At 42.0% G+C, this 20,846-nt stretch carries 13 protein-coding genes; 2 read left to right on the forward strand and 11 right to left on the reverse strand.

Features of this window, described 5'->3' with window-relative positions:
• Positions 1 to 275: 275 nt before the first annotated feature.
• Positions 276 to 2,858 carry an alanine--tRNA ligase gene (alaS, locus tag L3V77_RS14510; protein WP_275134762.1) on the reverse strand — a complete coding sequence of 861 codons (2,583 nt, stop codon included), beginning with the start codon at positions 2,856 to 2,858 and terminating at the stop codon, positions 276 to 278.
• A 424-nt stretch (positions 2,859 to 3,282) separates the two neighbouring features.
• Between alaS and L3V77_RS14515 the strand changes: the two genes are divergently transcribed.
• Positions 3,283 to 3,930, forward strand: coding sequence for a cell wall hydrolase (locus tag L3V77_RS14515; RefSeq protein ID WP_275134763.1), 648 nt, complete (start codon positions 3,283 to 3,285; stop codon positions 3,928 to 3,930).
• A 225-nt stretch (positions 3,931 to 4,155) separates the two neighbouring features.
• On the opposite strand, the gene recA is transcribed toward L3V77_RS14515, so the two are convergent.
• The gene (recA, locus tag L3V77_RS14520) at positions 4,156 to 5,190 is read right to left on the reverse strand and encodes a recombinase RecA (RefSeq protein ID WP_275134764.1); all 1,035 of its coding nucleotides are present in this window, start codon (positions 5,188 to 5,190) and stop codon (positions 4,156 to 4,158) included.
• A 166-nt stretch (positions 5,191 to 5,356) separates the two neighbouring features.
• On the opposite strand from recA, the gene L3V77_RS14525 reads away from it, so the two are divergent.
• Complete coding sequence (locus L3V77_RS14525) at positions 5,357 to 6,811, forward strand: ATP-binding cassette domain-containing protein (RefSeq protein ID WP_275134765.1); 1,455 nt, start codon at positions 5,357 to 5,359, stop codon at positions 6,809 to 6,811.
• A 108-nt stretch (positions 6,812 to 6,919) separates the two neighbouring features.
• On the opposite strand, the gene carB is transcribed toward L3V77_RS14525, so the two are convergent.
• From carB to L3V77_RS14570, 9 genes are all read right to left on the reverse strand, one after another.
• Positions 6,920 to 10,150 carry a carbamoyl-phosphate synthase large subunit gene (gene carB / locus L3V77_RS14530; RefSeq protein WP_275134766.1) on the reverse strand — a complete coding sequence of 1,077 codons (3,231 nt, stop codon included), beginning with the start codon at positions 10,148 to 10,150 and terminating at the stop codon, positions 6,920 to 6,922.
• 15 nt (positions 10,151 to 10,165) lie between these two features.
• A complete protein-coding gene (gene carA, locus L3V77_RS14535; protein ID WP_275134767.1) occupies positions 10,166 to 11,305 on the reverse strand; it encodes a glutamine-hydrolyzing carbamoyl-phosphate synthase small subunit in 1,140 nt (379 codons plus the stop codon).
• Positions 11,306 to 11,786: 481 nt separating this feature from the next.
• Positions 11,787 to 12,596 (reverse strand): 4-hydroxy-tetrahydrodipicolinate reductase, encoded by an 810-nt coding sequence (gene dapB, locus L3V77_RS14540; RefSeq protein WP_275134768.1) that lies wholly within the window; start codon positions 12,594 to 12,596, stop codon positions 11,787 to 11,789.
• A gap of 156 nt (positions 12,597 to 12,752) precedes the next feature.
• Positions 12,753 to 13,151 carry an 8-oxo-dGTP diphosphatase MutT gene (gene mutT / locus L3V77_RS14545; RefSeq protein ID WP_275134769.1) on the reverse strand — a complete coding sequence of 133 codons (399 nt, stop codon included), beginning with the start codon at positions 13,149 to 13,151 and terminating at the stop codon, positions 12,753 to 12,755.
• 95 nt (positions 13,152 to 13,246) lie between these two features.
• Positions 13,247 to 15,973: a preprotein translocase subunit SecA gene (gene secA, locus L3V77_RS14550; RefSeq protein ID WP_275134770.1), complete on the reverse strand. Its 2,727-nt coding sequence runs from the start codon at positions 15,971 to 15,973 to the stop codon at positions 13,247 to 13,249.
• A gap of 469 nt (positions 15,974 to 16,442) precedes the next feature.
• On the reverse strand, positions 16,443 to 17,360 hold the full coding sequence (gene lpxC / locus L3V77_RS14555) for a UDP-3-O-acyl-N-acetylglucosamine deacetylase (protein ID WP_275134771.1): 918 nt from the start codon (positions 17,358 to 17,360) through the stop codon (positions 16,443 to 16,445).
• A 98-nt stretch (positions 17,361 to 17,458) separates the two neighbouring features.
• Positions 17,459 to 18,685: a cell division protein FtsZ gene (ftsZ, locus tag L3V77_RS14560; RefSeq protein ID WP_275134772.1), complete on the reverse strand. Its 1,227-nt coding sequence runs from the start codon at positions 18,683 to 18,685 to the stop codon at positions 17,459 to 17,461.
• A 29-nt stretch (positions 18,686 to 18,714) separates the two neighbouring features.
• Complete coding sequence (ftsA, locus tag L3V77_RS14565) at positions 18,715 to 19,980, reverse strand: cell division protein FtsA (protein ID WP_275134773.1); 1,266 nt, start codon at positions 19,978 to 19,980, stop codon at positions 18,715 to 18,717.
• A complete protein-coding gene (locus L3V77_RS14570) occupies positions 19,973 to 20,773 on the reverse strand; it encodes a cell division protein FtsQ/DivIB (RefSeq protein WP_275134774.1) in 801 nt (266 codons plus the stop codon). The genes ftsA and L3V77_RS14570 overlap by 8 nt, the downstream gene beginning before the upstream one ends.
• Positions 20,774 to 20,846 lie beyond the last annotated feature (73 nt).

Genomic DNA, 20,846 nt, shown 5'->3' on the forward strand with positions numbered 1-20,846 from the left:
ACCTTCCCTAAGAGCTCATCTCGTATAAATCGGTACTGTGAGTTCAATCATTATCTGCCCAATTTAGAACGATAATCAATGTAATTAATCATGCAGCTTTTAACCAAAACGCATGTATACCTAACTTAGTAAGCTTGTAACAACTGACTTCGCTTGATACTGGTTCATTGCGTATAAACCCAAATAATGGCTTATCGCGAGTTCAGATTACTTAACAACAAAAAAACCAACTAATTGTCATTAGTTGGTTTTTTTTCAGTTAACTTAATCAGCGGTTAAAGACGTTCTTCTAACCATCCATGAACCGATTTAATCGCTTCCGGTAATGCGGCAATATCTGTACCACCAGCTTGAGCCATATCAGGACGACCTCCGCCTTTACCACCAACCTGCTGCGCTACCATATTCACCAATTCACCAGCCTTAACTTTGCCGATAAGATCTTTAGTCACACCTGCTATTAAGCTGATTTTACCATCATTAACATTGGCTAGAAAAACAATACAACTGCCCATTTGGTTCTTAATGTCATCAACCATCACTCGTAAGTTTTTGTTATCGCCTCCTTCAAGAGCAGCGACTAAAACTCGGTGACCAGCGATAGTTTCAACCTTACCCATAACGTTAGCGCTTTCGACTGCAGCCAACTTATCTCTAAGCTGTTGCATTTCTTTCTCTAGAGCTTTCGATTTATTTGCAGCATCACTTAATTTTACTTCATATTGAGTTTGCTGAGCATCAATTGCGTCCAGAGCTGCTTCGCCCGTTACCGCTTCAATACGGCGAATACCGGCAGCAATACCACCTTCTGATACTACTTTGAATAAACCAATATCACCCGTATTTTTTGCGTGAATACCGCCACAAAGTTCAGTAGAAAATTCGCCCATACTCAGCACGCGTACTTCTTCATCATATTTTTCGCCAAACAACGCCATAGCGCCTTTCTGTTTAGCTGATTCAATATCTGTGACATTTGTTTCTATCACATGGTTAACACGCACTTGGCTATTCACCAAACGTTCGACTTCACGCAACTCTTGAGGCTTAACCGCTTCAAGGTGTGAGAAATCAAAACGTAGGCTCTCAGCTCGAACCAATGAACCTTTCTGTGTAACGTGGTCACCTAATACTTGACGCAATGCTGCATGCAATAAATGTGTTGCTGAATGGTTGAGAGTGATCGCAGTACGGCGTTCAGAATCAACCTGAGCAGAAACCGCATCTTCTTTCGCGAATACACCTTCAACAAGCTCACCATGATGAGCAATGGCGCCGCCAAGTTTTTGAGTATCTTCAACCTTGAATAGGCCAGAAGCAACCTTCAAATAACCAGCATCTCCACACTGACCACCTGATTCTGCGTAAAATGGTGTCTGATCTAAAACGATGATCGCTTTATCACCAGCAGAAAGTGACTCTACTCCATCACCCTCAACGAACATTGCCACTACGTTTGACTGTCCGTTTGTTCCACCATAGCCAAGAAATTCAGTTGTAGCATCAACCTTTATCACTTGATTATAATCAGTTTTAAACTGACCCGCTTCACGAGCTCGCTTACGCTGCGCTTCCATCGCTTTATTAAAGCCAACTTCATCGATTGTGTACTCACGTTCACGTGCAACGTCGTTAGTCAGATCCGCTGGAAAACCATAGGTGTCATATAGTTTAAATACGGTTTCACCGTCGAGTTCTTTTCCTTCAAGCGTATTCAACGCATCATTCAATATTGCCATACCGCGCTCAAGAGTACGGCTAAAGTTCTCTTCTTCGATTCGAAGTACTTTCTCTACCAACGCTTGTTGTTTCTTAAGTTCGGTACCCGCGGTTCCCATAACGTCGGCGAGAACACCCACAAGCTTATAGAAAAATACACCTTGCGCGCCGAGTTTATTGCCGTGGCGAACCGCGCGACGAATAATACGACGAAGAACATAGCCACGGCCTTCATTCGATGGCATAACGCCATCAACAATCAAAAAGGCACAAGAACGAATATGGTCTGCAACAACACGTAAAGATTGGTTCGATAGATCTTTATATCCAATCACTTCACTAGACGCTTTGATTAGTGTCTGAAAGATATCCGTTTCATAATTTGAGTGAACACCTTGCATGATTGCCGCAATACGTTCGATACCCATACCAGTATCAACAGAAGGCTTAGGTAAAGGCTCCATAGTCCCGTCGCTCTGACGGTTAAACTGCATGAATACGTTGTTCCAGATCTCGATGAAGCGGTCACCATCTTCTTCAGGGGTGCCTGGTCGACCACCCCAGATATGTTCACCATGGTCATAGAAAATTTCAGTACATGGTCCACAAGGACCTGTATCACCCATTTGCCAAAAGTTATCGGACTCGTAAGGCTTACCACCTTTCTTGTCGCCAATTCGAACAATACGATCAGCAGGTATGCCGATATCTTTATTCCAAATCTCGAATGCTTCATCGTCAGTTTCATAGACAGTAACGAGCAGTTTTTCTTGAGGTAACTGAAGCACTACCGTTAGGAATTCCCACGCGTAACCGATGGCGTCATTTTTGAAATAGTCTCCGAAACTAAAGTTCCCTAACATTTCAAAAAAGGTATGGTGACGGGCAGTAAAACCGACATTCTCTAGGTCATTATGTTTACCACCAGCACGAACACATCGTTGTGCACTTGTCGCTCGCGTATAGGCACGTTTGTCGATACCTAAGAAACAATCTTTAAACTGGTTCATTCCAGCATTGTTAAACAGCAATGTTGGATCATTTGCTGGTACCAATGATGAACTTTCTACAATCTGATGTCCTTTGCTTTCAAAGAACTCTAGAAACGCACGGCGTATCTCGTCGGTGCTCATAAACATGCGACTCTTCCTGAAACTTTCGATATGAATTTAGGACAAATATTGCCCACTAACAGATATTTGGCGAGTATTGTAAATCAAGGTTAGGATTTCGCCTAGTTTTCTTCATCAAAAGAATAACGCAAATCCTACTCAGTATCTGGTCAAATCAAATGTGCTCATCATGCAAAAGTTAATCGGTACCAAGCTCATAATTGAGCCTACTTAGGAACCGAGCGCTTGCTACAACATCGAGTAGGTTTAAAATACATGATTTATATGAACGATATAATATCAAATTTACCAAATTTTTGAATAATGGAGACATGATTACGCTAATCTTAATGATATTTGCCAGCGATAGTCTTTAGGTTTGATTAATGTAAGGCAGATAAGAATCTAAATCGACGATATAGGGACGGAAGTTTTTAATGAGTACACGGGTATGAATTGGTTTTCCATATTGGCACTTTGTGCCTCTGCAAACTCACCTACAGCAGTAGATTGTGATGCAGTTCACCTTGTCTACAAAAATGAAATAGCTGGGATAGCGTTATCAGCGACAGATATTGATGCCATAACACGGACAGCCTATGCAGAGGCTTCTAATCAAGGTTCTATCGGGCTAAGCGCTGTCGTATTTGTCATTCTTAACCGTAAAATCAGTGGACAGTTCTCAAACTCTATTGAGACGATTGTCAATGCAAAAAATCAGTTCGAACCAGTGTCTAAAGTAGGGACTTGGCAGCAACTCCCTGAACCAAGTTCCGATCAATTCGCTCGCATCGAGACCATTTTAGATCTGGCCAAAAATGGTTATTTGTCCGATCCTACCAATGGTGCGCTCTACTTTCAGAATTCTAAAGTCGTATCGGAAAGAGCGCGAAAAGGTAGTGTGTCAAAAGAACTTATTCATTTTGGCAATGCGCCTATTTCCGCTACTATCGATGACCACACTTTCTACGCCTTGATGTGCAATACAACGAAAATGCCCGAAAAGTCAGATGAAAAGCCATCGACATTACGTCAGTGGGAAAATCCGATCCAAAAAGGAATTAAACAGTTACGAGGAGGCACTCAAGATAAAGATTAAATGAAGATCTCTGATTTCTCCATGCTTCTCGGTATTATGTTGTCATACGTCACTTTAGTCTATGCTAGCTCGCCTCAATAATGGATGTCAGCACGATATTGAACTGCTCGTTCAAATTCGATTACTCATAAGCATAACCTTCCGCTTTAATCTGTCACTCTCACTCATAATAAAGCCTCGCATTAGCGAGGCTTTATTCATGATACTTATAGCGTTTAGTTACTTTTACAATTCTTCTTGAGGAACTTGCTTTTCTACGACTTCCTCAACAACTGGCGCTAAAAGAAGTTCTCGTAGTCTAGTATCAATTTCTAGTGCAGTCGCAGGGTTCTCACGCATGTATTTACCTGCGTTAGCCTTACCTTGACCAATTTTATCGCCTTTATAGCTGTACCAAGCTCCTGCTTTTTCAACAATTTTGCTCTTAACACCTAAATCAATCAATTCACCTTCACGGTTGAAACCCTTACCGTAAAGAATCTGTGTTTCAGCTTGTTTGAATGGTGCTGCAATTTTGTTTTTAACAACCTTGATACGTGTTTCATTACCAATAACTTCATCACCATCTTTAATGGCGCCAGTACGGCGGATATCGAGGCGAACAGAGGCATAAAATTTAAGAGCATTACCGCCCGTTGTCGTCTCTGGAGAGCCAAACATAACACCGATCTTCATACGGATTTGGTTGATGAAGATACACATGCAATTTGACTGTTTAAGGTTACCCGTTAACTTACGCATTGCTTGAGAAAGCATACGAGCCTGAAGACCCATGTGGCTGTCACCCATCTCACCTTCAATTTCAGCTTTAGGTGTCAACGCCGCAACGGAATCGACAACAACAACATCAACCGCACCAGAACGAGCCAGTGCATCAACGATTTCTAAGGCTTGCTCACCAGTATCTGGTTGCGACACAAGTAACTCATCAATATTTACACCTAACGCCTTAGCGTAGATTGGGTCTAGGGCATGTTCAGCGTCAATAAATGCACAAGTTTTACCTTGTTTTTGCGCCGCAGAAATTGCTTCGAGTGTTAAGGTTGTTTTTCCTGATGATTCAGGACCATAGACTTCTACGATACGCCCCATAGGAAGCCCACCAGCGCCTAGCGCTATATCCAGAGCTAGAGAACCTGTTGAGATGGTTTCTACGTCCATAGTGCGGTTATCGCCAAGACGCATAATTGAACCTTTACCAAATTGTTTTTCAATCTGACCTAGAGCCGCTGCAAGCGCCTTCTTTTTGTTCTCATCCATTACTTTCTCCGCACTATTTGATTATTCGCGTGTTACTTCTTAATTAAAGCCAATTATACTGTAGATTCATACAGTGTCTATAGCTATGTGAAAGTTTTTTCCTAATTCTATCGTAACTCATGCTCTAATAAAGATGTGCAATAGAACATTAAGGAAACAGATGGATATGGATATTACTTTTCACCAAGTTACGCTTCAAACTACAGGTACCTATTTAGAAATAGAAGATTGGCATATATTTTCTAACCAATCATGGGGCATATTTAGTACTGAAGGTGATATAGGTTCAATACTTGGTGATTTACTCTGCCAAGAACGGCTTGCGGGTACGGGGACTATAGAGGGATTATCACGAAGAATTGCTCAGGTATCACTTGTCGAACAACAACGTTTGTTAGAATCCGAACTCGCCGATGACGATACGGATTTTATAGACAAGATAGACACCGGCACGTCTGTTTATTCTCTTATTTATCAACAATGTCATGATGATGAACAAACCCTTGGACTCATGTTTGAACTTGACCTGACCCATTTAAAAGACACTGGCTTTCGAGTTTTGTCTACCGGAGAAACCCGCCGATTAATGTTGGCGCGCGTTCTTGCGTCTAAACCGGCACTACTTCTGCTCGATGAACCTTATGCTGGCTTAGATGTTGAACACAGAAAGCACCTCACTCGCTATCTTGAGCACCTGAGCACATCAATACAGCTGATTATCGTCGTATCACGAGAAGATGAGATGCCCACTTGGATTGATGAAATGGCTTTATTTTCTTCGGGTAAGCTCTGTGAGATTATGAGTAAGTCAGAATGGGACCGTCACCCCATTATAAGTCAGATAACCGCTCAATCACAAAAACAGAGTGAACAAGTCATAGCACTGATACACAAACACCAACATACTAGTTATTTTGACAACCCACTCTTTGAGCTAGAAGGTGGAAAGGTCGCTTACAGTGATTCTGTCATTTTTACTGATGTAAATTGGCGCATTAATAACGGCGAACATTGGCAAATAAGAGGCCCTAACGGATGCGGGAAGAGCACTTTACTAGGCCTGATTTTTGGTGACCACCCTCAATGTTATAGCAACCTAATTCATATTTTTGGTAAAAAACGAGGATCGGGAGAAACTATCTGGGAGATAAAACAAAACATCGGCATGGTTTCATCTGCACTCCACCTTCAATATCGAGTAGGTTGCACCGCTTTAGAGGTCGTTTTGTCTGGATTCTATGACTCAATTGGCCTGTATAGCCAACCATCAAGAAAGCAGATTGAGATAGCAAAAGAGTGGCTTGAAATTCTACACATGACCACGTTCATTAAGACGCCGTTTAAGCAGTTGGAATATGGGCAACAGCGACTACTATTGATCGCAAGAGCATTAGTAAAACAACCTGCCCTCCTTATTCTCGATGAACCATACCAAGGTTTAGATAATCTTGGGCGAAGACTGGTCATGAATACCTTAGATATGATAGCAAAAGAGAATCTAAGCCAACTTTTGTACGTATCCCATTATCAACAAGACACATTAGAAAACATCCATAACTTCGTAGATTTTGTTCCTGACGAACAGAGTACTGGATATAAGGTTGTCATTACTCAACATTAAAAAGAGTCGCCGCAACGATCGTTACGGCGACTCTTTTTTCAGCTTTAACAGCGATCTATTGCATCTTTGTAAACGAATACACCTTTGTGAAATAGTTTACAAACGCGTTTAAGCTAAGCTTTCTTTTATCTTTGCATGTAACTCTTGTACAGAAGTGACCGTCTGACGGTCATCTGCCGTATGCGCCATACAAGTCGCAAACGCGGCATTAAGCGTGGTTGTGTAGTTTACTTTTTCTTGTAACGCGCCACGACGTAAGACCTTTGAGTCTTCAATCGCTTGGCGACCCGCAGCCGTATTGATGATATAGGTATATTCATTGTTCTTGATTCGGTCAAGAATATGAGGACGCCCTTCATGCACCTTATTTACTAAGCGTGGATTAATACCCGCTTCGCCAAGGATAACGGCTGTGCCGTGGGTCGCATCTAATTGATAACCAAGCTTTGTCAACTTAGAAGCAAGGTCTACAACACGCTGCTTATCATCATTACGTACAGAAAGTAGAGCTCGTCCACCTTCCGGATACTCCTTGCCACAGCCAAGCTCTGCTTTAGCAAACGCTTCGGCAAAGGAGGCACCAACGCCCATTACTTCACCGGTAGAACGCATCTCTGGTCCAAGTAGAGGATCAACACCTGGGAATTTATCAAACGGCAACACAACTTCTTTGACTGAATAATACGGTGGAATAATCTCTTTAGTAAAACCTTGTGATTCTAGAGATTGCCCGGCCATAACACGAGCGGCAATTTTAGCCAGTGGAGCTCCCGTTGCTTTAGATACAAATGGAACTGTTCGAGCCGCGCGAGGGTTTACCTCAATAAGGTAAACTTCGTTATCTTTCACCGCAAACTGGGTATTCATCAAACCACGAACGCCGAGTTCAAAGGCCAATTTCTCTACCTGTTCACGCATCACATCTTGTATTTCTTGGCTTAACGTATAAGCAGGTAATGAACATGCAGAATCACCAGAGTGAACACCCGCTTGCTCTATATGTTCCATAATACCGCCGATAACAACACGCTCACCATCACAAATGGCGTCAACATCGACTTCAACAGCATCATCTAAGAAGCGGTCTAAAAGAACTGGAGATTCATTTGAGACACTTACCGCTTCATTAAAATAACGTCGTAAGTCAATTTCATCGTAGACGATTTCCATTGCACGACCACCCAGTACATAAGACGGACGTACAACGAGTGGGAAACCGATATCTTTCGACTTCTCGATGGCATGTTCCATTGCCGTTACTGTGGCATTTTCAGGTTGCTTAAGCCCTAGACGGTCAACCGCCGTTTGGAAACGTTCACGGTCTTCCGCTCGGTCTATAGCATCAGGACTGGTGCCAATAATTGGCACACCTGCCGCTTCGAGAGCACGAGCAAGTTTCAGTGGCGTTTGACCACCATACTGAACAATGACACCTTTGGGCTTTTCGACACGAACGATTGCAAGCACATCTTCGAGGGTTATGGGTTCAAAGTAAAGTCGGTCTGACGTATCGTAATCGGTTGATACGGTTTCAGGGTTACAGTTAACCATAATGGTCTCATAACCATCTTCTCTAAGCGCAAGAGAAGCATGCACACAGCAGTAGTCAAACTCGATACCCTGACCAATACGGTTAGGACCACCGCCAATAATCATGATCTTTTCTTTATCCGTCGGTCTTGCCTCGCACTCTTCATCATACGTAGAGTACATATATGCGGTATCCGAAGAAAACTCAGCAGCGCAAGTATCGACACGTTTATACACTGGGTGTATATCATGTTGGTAACGTAATCGACGAATTTCGCTTTCAGCAACGCCAAGTAAAGCAGACAAACGAGCATCAGCGAAACCTTTGCGTTTCACTTTACGAAGTAAATCTTTATTCAGTCCAGCAAATCCACCAGCTTTAATTTGCTCTTCGATTTTAACCAACTCTTCAATCTGGGCTAAGAACCAGCGGTCAATCGACGTAAGATTAAATACGCCATCTACCGATAAACCAGCACGGAATGCATCGGCGATATACCAAATACGGTCGCAACCCGCTTCTTTCAATTCATGGCGAATAGTCGTGAGTGCATCAGGAGCATCAAGGTCAACCATTTCATCTAAGCCGTTCACACCAACTTCCAATCCACGAAGCGCTTTTTGCAAAGACTCTTGTTGGTTACGACCTATTGCCATTACCTCACCAACCGACTTCATTTGGGTGGTTAAGCGGTCGTTCGCGCCAGCAAATTTTTCAAAATTGAAACGAGGGATCTTCGTCACGACATAATCGATGGTTGGTTCGAAAGAAGCCGGAGTTGCTCCTCCCGTGATATCGTTCATTAACTCATCTAAGGTATAACCGATTGCAAGCTTAGCGGCTACTTTCGCGATTGGGAACCCCGTTGCTTTTGAAGCAAGAGCAGAAGAGCGAGATACACGAGGGTTCATTTCAATGATAACCATGCGGCCATCTTTAGGGTCAATACCAAACTGTACGTTAGAACCACCCGTTTCAACACCAATCTCACGAAGTACGGCTAAAGAAGCATTTCTCATTAACTGATACTCTTTATCCGTTAATGTCTGAGCCGGAGCAACGGTTATTGAGTCACCTGTATGAATACCCATTGGATCAATGTTCTCAATGGTACAAACAATGATACAGTTGTCATTCTTATCTCGAACCACTTCCATTTCGTATTCTTTCCAACCGATAAGAGATTCATCGATTAAGAGTTCGTTGGTTGGAGAGAGATCCAAACCACGACGGCAAATCTCCTCAAATTCTTCTTTATTATAAGCAATACCGCCGCCCGAACCACCCATGGTAAAAGAAGGGCGGATAATACATGGAAAACCAACCATTTCTTGGACTTTATGAGCTTCGTCCATCGTTTTAGCGGTATCAGCTCTTGGACATTCTAACCCAATAGATTTCATTGCTTTATCAAAGCGAGAACGGTCTTCTGCCTTATCAATCGCGTCAGCTGTCGCGCCTATCATCTCAACACCGAACTCCGCCAGAACTCCGTGTTTTTCTAAATCTAACGCACAGTTAAGTGCCGTCTGACCACCCATAGTAGGCAATACCGCATCTGGACGTTCTTTTTCAATAATGTTGCGAACGACTTCCCAATGAATCGGCTCAATATATGTTGCATCCGCCATGTCAGGGTCAGTCATTATTGTTGCAGGATTCGAGTTAACAAGAACAACTCGATAACCCTCTTCTCTTAGCGCTTTACAAGCTTGTGCGCCAGAATAATCAAATTCGCACGCCTGACCGATAACAATCGGCCCAGCACCTAGGATTAGAACACTTTTGATGTCATTACGTTTTGGCATTCTTCTCGACTCCGTTTATGCGCTGTGCTGCTCAATAAGTTCAATAAAGTGGTCAAACAATGGTGCAGCATCTGCTGGACCAGGGCTTGCTTCTGGGTGACCTTGAAAGCTAAATGCAGGTTTATCTGTACGATGTATACCCTGTAGAGAGCCATCAAAAAGCGAAACGTGTGTTGCTCTAAGGTTTTCAGGCAGTGTTGCTTCGTCAGCAGAAAAACCATGGTTTTGAGAGGTAATCATAACTACGTCTCTATCCAAATCTTTAACTGGATGGTTTGCACCATGGTGCCCAAACTTCATTTTCTTAGTCTTTGCACCTGACGCCAACGCAAGAATTTGATGCCCTAAACAGATACCAAATATTGGTAAACCCTTTTCAAGAAAAACCTTCGTCGCTTCTATCGCGTAAGTACACGGTTCAGGATCACCAGGACCGTTAGATAAGAAAATACCATCAGGATTCATGACTAACACTTCTTCAGCTGATGTTTGTGCAGGAACAACCGTTAAACGACAGCCTCTATCCACCAGCATTCTCAGTATGTTTCGTTTTGCCCCGAAATCGTATGCCACTACGTGGTAAGGAAGTTCACTATCATCTTTCGCTTCAGGTAACCCACCAATCAATTGCCAAGAGCCCTGCTTCCAAGAGAAAGGTTCTTTCGTTGTTACTTCTTTGGCTAAATCCATGCCTTTGAGGCCGGGAAACGCTTTTGCTTTCGCTAAAGCAAGTGACTCATCAAGACTGTCACCGGCAACGATACAACCATGTTGTGCACCTTTCTCTCGTAAAATACGCGTTAATTTACGCGTATCTATATCCGCGATGCCGACGATATTTTGTGATTTCAGATAATCAGACAGAGTCTGTTCACTACGAAAGTTAGAAACGATAAGAGGAAGGTCACGAATCACAAGGCCTTGTGCATGAATCAAAGAAGATTCTTCATCTTCTGAGTTAGTGCCAGTATTGCCAATGTGAGGATAAGTTAAGGTGACGATTTGTTGGGAATAGGAAGGATCAGTGAGGATTTCTTGATACCCCGTCATCGAGGTATTAAAAACGACTTCTCCGACTGCAGAACCTTCTGCCCCAATGGAAACTCCGTTAAAAATTGTCCCATCTTCTAGGACGAGCATTGCTGACTTACTCAAGACAACCTCCAGAATAAAAATGCATAAATTATGTATTAATTTGCAATTCTACCTTCCTTACCGCTGATTACAACAGCATTATGGAATTTAGACAAATTGGCGGTATTCTAGAGATCGGTGTGATATGTGTCAACAACATACCGACAACTACTCTGTCTTTTTTAAACCACATAAGGCAGAAGTTAGCCGGAAGCCTTAAAAAACCAAGTTAAGTCCATGTTTAAATACAAATACATTCGTCAACACTCAAACAAATACAAGTTCAACGCTAGTTTTACTAATTCGACATTTAATTAGAATAGCAAACGTTAACGCCATAGACTTAAGTGTGTTTTTTGGAAGGGATCGTCTATTTATGGACTAGAGACCCAAAAAGACATGGTCAAATCGATGATAAAGGTGAATTTATCATCAGCATAAAATTCAATCACAGGGAGGGAGTTTGAATTGCGCCAACCACTATTGGCGCATAATTATGTAATTAAAGCTCGTTTAGGCCGAGTACATCAGACATGGTATAAAAACCAGCTTGCTTTTGATTCAACCAGATTGCAGCTTTTACAGCACCATTGGCAAAAGTCATTCGATCTGTTGCTTTATGGGTAATCTCGACTCGTTCACCAATATCTGCAAACATAGCCGTATGCTCACCGATAATATCGCCAGCTCGAATAGTTGCGAAGCCGATTTCGTCTTTCGTTCGTTCGCCAGTTATCCCTTCACGTGCATAGACAGCAACATCGCTCAGCTTGTTATCCATAGCGCCCGCGATTGCTTCACCCATTCCAATAGCAGTACCAGAAGGTGCATCTATTTTAAATCGATGGTGAGCTTCCACTATTTCTATATCGCAGTAGTCTCCCATTACTTTTGCTGCTTTTTCTAGCAACTTAAAGACAAGATTGACGCCAACGCTGTAGTTAGGAGCCATAATGATTGAGATATGCTTAGCCGCTTCATCGATGATTTCTTTTTCTTCTTCAGTAAAACCCGTCGTACCAATAACCATCTTTTTATTGTGTCGCTTACAAAGTTCAATATTCGCTAGCGTACTTTTTGGCACGGTAAAGTCGACAATTACATCAAAATCAGATATCGATTTTTCAAGATTATCTACAAGAGAAATATCTAAATGCCCTTCGCCACATAACTCGCCAACATCAACGCCAACAAGTGAGGATTCTGGCCTCTCAGAGGCAGCACCAACTGATGAGTTTAAGTTATGGTGGGTAGCTTTCACTAAATTGCGGCCCATTCGACCCGCTGCTCCTGCAATCGCAATTCGAACCATTGCGTAAATCTCCGTACATTTGAGTGAAATCCAATTTAACTGAAATGAGTAATCGCTTCAAGGTATCTTAAAAATTGATTTTTAAAATCTTGTTTTTAAGGCGACAGTGGAATCATTCACCTTATGGGATACCTAAATTTTATTAATCGCACCTATTTACCCGTATTGTTTCATTACTTTTTTTAGAATAGAGATATTGGCTTCAGGAAAAGCATAATCTTCTAATAATCCTATTTCCACCCATTCTCCTTGCTGACCTTCTTTGCCGTAAGGTTCATTTTCAAATCCCGTCACCGTAAAAAAATCAAACTTCAGAGACTTGTCAGGATAATCATATTCCAAATGCTCAAAGAGTGATTGCTGGGTCACTTCAATGCCAATCTCTTCAAACAATTCTCTGCTCATTGCCTTCTCCGGGGTCTCATCTAACTCGACTTTACCGCCAGGAAACTCCCAAAACCCTCCTTTATGCGCATCTTTATGGCGCTTAGTAATAAAGATTTTATCTTTCTCACCGTTAAGAATGATTGCTGCAACTATGTGTAAGCGTTTCATATCTGACTCTTGTTTTCATTTTAAATATTTTGTGTATAAAAAAGGCCGCTTCACGCGACCTTTCTATCATTTTATAAATTTTTCACTCTATAAAATCAACCAATTTTACCGTGGCATTGCTTATATTTTTTACCTGAACCACATGGGCAAGGTTCATTTCTGCCTACTTTACGTTCTTCACGTACCATTGGTTGCTGCGTTCCGTCACCACCTTCGGAATCATCGCCTAATTGGTTTTCCGCTGACTGATGTTCAAACTGTTGTCTACGGGCAGATTCTTCTGCTTGAGCCTGACGTTGCGCTTCCATACGCTCAACTTCTTCTTGTTGTTGAACACGGACTTTACTCAAGATCATGATCACATCAACTTTAAGCATATCTAGCAAGTTTTCAAACAGTTCGAACGATTCACGTTTGTATTCTTGTTTAGGGTTCTTCTGTGCATAGCCACGCAAGTGAATACCTTGACGAAGATGATCCATTGCCGCAAGGTGTTCTTTCCATAGGTTATCAAGTGTCTGTAACATGACAGATTTTTCAAAGTTACGAAGGACTTGCTCACCCACCGTATCTTCTTTCGATCTATAAACTTCTACTGCTGTATTATGAATACGTTCACGAAGTGCTTCTTCGTAAAGCTTATCGTCTTCATCTAACCAAGTTTGAATTGGCAGATCAAGATCAAAGTCGTTTTTAAGACGATCTTGCAAGCCTTCTATATTCCACATATCTTCAAGTGATTGGTGTGGAATATATTCATCCATGACCGAATCAAATACATCTTGGCGGTTGTGGTCGATCATCTCACTGATATCGTCCACTTCCATAAGCTCGTCACGTAGTTCATAGACGACCTTACGTTGGTCATTGGCAACATCATCGTAGTCGAGAAGCTGCTTACGAATGTCAAAGTTACGGCCTTCTACTTTACGCTGAGCTTTTTCAATAGAACGAGAAAGCATACGACTTTCTATAGCTTCACCTTCATCCATACCGCTTTGTATCAAACCCGCCATACGATCAGAGGTGAAGATACGAAGGAGTGAATCTTCCATTGATAGATAAAAACGAGAAGAACCTGCATCACCTTGACGACCTGAACGGCCGCGCAATTGGTTATCGATACGACGAGATTCGTGACGCTCTGTACCAATGATGTGCAATCCTCCAGACGCAAGCACTTTGTCGTGCTCCATCTGCCAGTTTTCTTTTATTTTTTGAATCTGTTCTTCGCTTGGGTTTTCTATCTTATTCAATTCCGCTTGCCAGCTACCGCCCAATACGATATCTGTACCACGACCCGCCATGTTGGTAGCAATCGTCACGGCTTCAGGAGCCCCTGCAAAGGCAACGATATCCGCTTCTTGCTCGTGGAATTTGGCGTTCAAAACGTTGTGTTTGATTTTAGACTTTTTAAGAGCATTAGAAAGTAGTTCAGATTTCTCGATTGAAACAGTACCAACAAGTATCGGTTGGCCTTTTATCACTCGCTCTTTAATGTCTTCAATGATCGCAGCAAATTTTTCTTCTTCTGTGCGATACACCACATCCGGCATGTCATCACGAACCATAGGTTGATTCGTTGGAATAACAACGGTCTCTAAATTGTAAATAGATTGAAATTCAAACGCTTCTGTATCCGCAGTACCAGTCATACCTGACAGTTTTTCATACAAACGGAAATAGTTCTGGAAAGTAATTGAAGCTAATGTTTGGTTTTCATTCTGAATCTTAACGCCTTCTTTTGCTTCAACCGCCTGATGCAAACCTTCAGACCAGCGGCGTCCCGGCATGGTACGACCCGTATGTTCATCGACTATAATGACTTCATCATCTTTTACGATGTAATCGACATCTCTTTCGAACAATACATGGGCGCGAAGTGCTGCATTGACATGATGAAGTAGGCTAATATTGGTTGGAGAATAGAGGGTATCTCCCTCTTCCATCATGGCATTATTAACGAGAAGTTCTTCTACAAACTCTTGACCTGTTTCAGTCAGGTGAACCTGCTTAGATTTTTCATCAAGCGTGTAGTGACCATCCCCTCGATACTCTTCTGTATCTTCCTGATCTTGCAGTTTAAGAGAAGGAATTAGGGTATTGATTTTTGAATAGAGCTCTGAACTATCTTCAGCCGGACCTGAAATAATGAGTGGTGTACGTGCTTCATCAATAAGGATGGAGTCAACTTCATCGACAACCGCAAAGAAGCGATCTCTTTGTACGCGGTCTTCTTTGCGGAATGCCATGTTATCGCGAAGATAATCAAAGCCAAACTCATTGTTTGTTCCGTAAAGAATATCGCACTGATACGCTTGTTGTTTCTCTGGTGGTGCCATATTGGGAATGTTGACACCAACGGTCATACCTAAGAATTCAAAAAGAGCTCTGTTTGTTTCTGCATCACGGCTTGCAAGGTAATCGTTCACCGTTACGATATGAACGCCTCTTCCAGGTAACGCATTCAAATAGGCTGATAGGGTCGCAGTAAGTGTCTTACCTTCACCAGTACGCATCTCGGCAATCTGCCCTGAGTTGAGGACCATACCACCAATAAGCTGAACATCGAAATGACGCATGCCAAAAACACGTTTAGACGCTTCACGAACCGTCGCAAAAGCTTCCGGAAGGAGCTGGTCTAGTGATTCACCTTTTTCTAGACGCTCACGAAATTCAACGGTTTTAGCTTGTAGCTCTTCATCTGAAAAAGCTTCAAAATCTGGTTCAAAATTATTAATTTGTTTTACAATCTTTCGTAATCGACGCAGAGTTCGATCATTACGACTGCCAACAACTTTAGTCAGTATCTTACTTATCATTTTTTGCTTATCTCATGTTGTTTGGCTTTAAGCCTTTCCAATGCTTTTAGTCTCTTATAGACCGATGAGTCTTATTTAAAACAAGAAAACTGAAACAATACTATATTGTCAGATATTGTGGCTTACCTAATGAAATTCAAGTTATGTTTTAAAAGTTCTCAACATTTTAAGCGATAATTTTTTTTATTCCATTAGCATTTATATTATTTTGACCAAGATTGACTTTTTTGTCCCGTGATGGTCACTAAGCGAACAAGTGTACTGGTTCTTTCATATCAACGCGAATGTGATAGATCATCAAATATGGAAATTAAGATAACAAAAAATTGCCGTGCGGCAATTTTTGTCACTTTCGAAGCCGCCATAAGCTCGCAAAAAATAGAATAAGATCCGAAACACACGACTAAATTAAGATAAAAAAAAACCAGACTTCATGTCTGGTTTTTTCGAAACGAATAATTGTATTTTACTATGCTAGAACCATATTGGGTTCAGCAAATGCAACAGGTGAACCGGCTTCTTCTTCAAATGTCGCCCATTCCCACGCTTCTTGATCAGCAAGAACAGCGCGCAGCAATTGATTATTTAATGCATGACCTGATTTATAGGCACGAAGTTCACCGACAATGCTATGACCACACATATAAAGATCGCCAATAGCATCAAGAACTTTATGGGTGACAAATTCATTGTCAAATCGAAGGCCTTCTTCATTAAGAATACGGTATTCATCTAGCACTATTGCGCAATCGAAGCTGCCACCTAGGCATAAGTTCTGCGATTGCAAATATTCAATATCATGCATAAACCCGAATGTGCGAGCTCGTGAAATATCTTTAATAAATGCGTTTGAGGAAAAATCGAACAGAAGACGTTGTTCGTCAGCATCGATAGCAGGGTGTTCAAATTCAATTTCGAAATCCATACGGAAACCGTTATAAGGAACAAGCTCTGCCCATTTATCACCATCCTCAAAGCGCACGGGTTTCTTAATGCGTATGAATCTTTTTGGTGCATTCAGTGTTTCAATACCCGCTGATTGTAACAAGTACACAAAGGGACTCGCACTACCATCCATAATCGGTATTTCTGGGGCATCAACTTCTACGATGACATTATCGATTCCCATACCTGCTAAAGCAGCATTTAAGTGCTCAACAGTGGAAATTCGTACACCTTCGTCGTTTACAAGCGCAGTACAGAGCATGGTATCACGAACGGAGGCTGGATCTGCTGGGAAATCAACCGCAGGATCTAAATCGGTACGACGATAGATAACACCAGTGTTTGCTGCTGCTGGACGCAAGGTAAGCGTAACTTTACGCCCAGAGTGTAAACCAACTCCAGTCGTTTTTACGATCTCTTTCAGAGTACGTTGTCTGATCATCTACCTTGCCTCTAATTAGTGTTATTCATCACGGTCAGCGTTGAAACTGACCGCGGATACTATCATAAATAAGACTTCTGTCAAATTATGACTATTTCTTAATCGGCTTGACGACGAAGAAATGCTGGTATATCCAAATAGCCACTTTCTTTTTCCGTCTTAGGAGCCGTGCTTTGGTTTGAACTGCCTTGCGACTGACCACTATTTGACGGTGCTGTCGGTTGTGGCTTCACCCCTTCTTTCTTAAGCAAAGGTTGTGCCGTTTTTTCATCCACTTTTGCTGCAACGGGTTGTGAAACCGGTGTTGCCGCCATTGCTGGCTTCGGTTTTGCCGCAGAACCTGCAACTAATGTAATTTCAGGTTTCTTCTCTGCGCCAATGCCTGTTGCTACAACCGTTACGCGGAACTCTTCTGTCATATCTGGGTCTAGAGAGGTACCAATAACAACCGTTGCATTATCCGATGCAAATGCTTTAACTGTATTACCTACTGTTTCGAATTCATCCAGACGCATGTCTAAACCAGCAGTAATGTTAACCAATACTCCACGAGCACCCGCTAAGTCAATATCCTCTAAAAGTGGAGACGATATTGCTGCTTCTGCCGCTTCTTCTGCACGTTCTTCACCGCTTGCAACGCCACTACCCATCATCGCATGACCCATTTCAGACATAACTGTTCTTACATCTGCAAAGTCAACGTTGATCATACCTGGTCGCGTAATAAGCTCTGCGATACCTTGAACGGCATTCTTTAGAACATCGTTAGCATAACCAAACGCTTCTAGTAGTGTTACGCTTCTACCATATACTTTAAGCAATTTTTCATTTGGTATTGTTATCAAAGAGTCAACATGTTTAGAAAGCTCTTCAATACCTTGCTCAGCAAAAGCAAGACGCTTTTTGCCTTCAAAACCAAATGGCTTCGTTACTACGGCAACAGTTAGGATATTTAGTTCCTTTGCAACTTCAGCAATGACTGGTGCTGCACCTGTGCCCGTTCCACCACCCATACCAGCAGCGATAAATACCATATCGGCGCCACTAAGGATTTCTTTAAGTTTTTCTTTGTCTTCAATAGCTGAATCACGGCCAACTTGAGGGTTAGCACCTGCGCCTAGTCCTTTAGTAATGTCACCGCCAATTTGGATAACAGTACTCACACTAGCTTTGCGTAAGGCTTGAGCATCAGTATTAATACTAATAAACTCCACACCTTCGATGGATTCGCGAACCATGTGTTCTAATGCGTTACCGCCACCACCACCAACACCAACGACTTTAATTACAGCATCGTCAGACATTTCCATCATCGGTTCAAACATGTGTTGTCTCCGTTTTTCCTGCTATCAGGTTAAAACTCTTTTTGTATCCAATTACGCATTCTACTAAAGAATGAAGTAAATGAGGAACGTTTTGGTTCACTATATTCACCATCGTCATTCATTTGGCTATCTTTTGCGTAATGAAGTAATCCCACAGCCGTAGAATGATACGGCTCTTTAACATAGTCTGTAAGTCCGCTAACCTCTATAGGCTTACCGACTCTAACTCGATTTGCGCCAAAAATTCGTTCAGCGCATTCAACCAGACCTTCCATTTGCGAAGCACCACCGGTTAATACAATGCCTGCCGCTAGGTGATGCTTGATACCATCTTCTCTTAATTGAGCTTGAACGGTATTAACAGACTGATTGATGAAGCCCATTAATTCAGCATAACGTGCTTCAATAACGCCAGAAAGTTCCTGACGCTTTAAAATTCTTGATGGTCTTCCACCAACACTTGGTACGTTAACCGTGTCATCTTTGCTCACTAACTCGCTCAATGCACAGCCATATTTTACTTTAATCTCTTCAGCGTCGCCAACCGGCGTACCAAAAGCAAAAGCAATATCACTCGTTACTGAGTTACCCGCGTAAGAAAACACTTCAGTGTGTCTCAATGCGCCGCCAGTCCATATGGATACATCCATAGTACCAGCTCCGATATCAACAACACAGACGCCTAACTCTCTTTCGTCTTCAGTAATTACTGCATTACTTGACGCTAACCCAGAAAAAACCAGTTGATCAACCTTCAAGTCGCATCGCTCAACGGCTTTTATAATATTTCTTGCCATATCATTATGGCAAGAAATCAAGTGAACGCTAACTTCCATGCGTACACCAGACAAACCTAACGGGTTTTTAATCCCTTCTTGGTAGTCAATCGTAAACTCTTGAGGTATGACATGTAAAATTCGCTGTTCTTCACCAATTTTAATCGACTTAGCCGTATGAATTGCTCTGTCCATGTCATCTTGGGAAACCTCTTCATCAGCGATTGTCCCCATTCCTTTTTCTATCCGGCTGGCAATATGTCTGCCCGACAATGAGATAAATACGCTGCTAATTTTACACTCAGCCATAAGCTCGGCTTGGTCTACCGCTCTTTGTACTGACTTCACAACGGATTCTAGATCATTTACTCCGCCCTTATCCATTCCACGAGAAGGACTACTACCCGCACCTATAATGTTAACTTGACCGTCGGGTAATAATTCACCAACTAATGCAGATACGCTTGCAGTGCCAATATCTAGACCAACAATAATATTATCGTCTGCATTTTTAGTCATTTAATTTCTCTTGCTCTTCTTCTAATTCATTATCCGGAAACCAGCCAACTGCCGCTCCGGTATCATATCTAAGATCGACATAGCTTACGCGTTGCGACTCATTACCTAACCGATAATAAAGTGACGTAAAACGCGCCACCCGTTCAATCAATGATTCTTTGCCTAGTTCAAGGCGAATACCATTATCTAATATAATTTGCCAAGCATGACGATCGTTAAGCACCAAAGAGGTAATCTTGAGGCCCAAAGGTGCAAACATCGGGCTAACTTGTCGCCATGTATCCAGCACACCGCGGCTACTCCCTTGTGGACCATAGAGCTTGACTCTATCTTCTTTCAGCTCTGCAACGTCAGCATTAAATACATCACCAGACGTATTCAGTAGCGCATTACCATTCCATATAGCAGAAGCCTTGTGTTCTACTAAATATATTTTAACTAAATCCGGCCATTGTTTTCTAATTGACGCCTGAGCAACCCATGGAATTGCAACAATGACTTGTTGTAATACATCTACATCTTGCGACATAAATGTGCCCACATAATCCATACTTCGTAGCGCAAGCTGTACATCTTTACCTGAAACGTATTCAAGTTCACCCTGCAACACTAATTTTGATAAGGGGAGACGTTGTTCATCAAGCATCCAACTTATGGTTGATTGCAACAATAAGCCTAAGGAAAGCAATACTAACAGCAAGAACATGCCACCAACAGCATGCTTTTTTGTTTTACTTAATTGACTGGTGGTATTTAGACCCCCATAGTCAAGATCACTTACCGCTTTATTCATCAAATTTAATTCATTAGCTTTAATAAGTGATATCCATATCAATAGACCTAACTAATAATGCGTATAATTTAAC

The sequence above is a fragment of the Vibrio sp. DW001 genome, assembly GCF_029016285.1.
Lineage (GTDB): Bacteria > Pseudomonadota > Gammaproteobacteria > Enterobacterales > Vibrionaceae > Vibrio.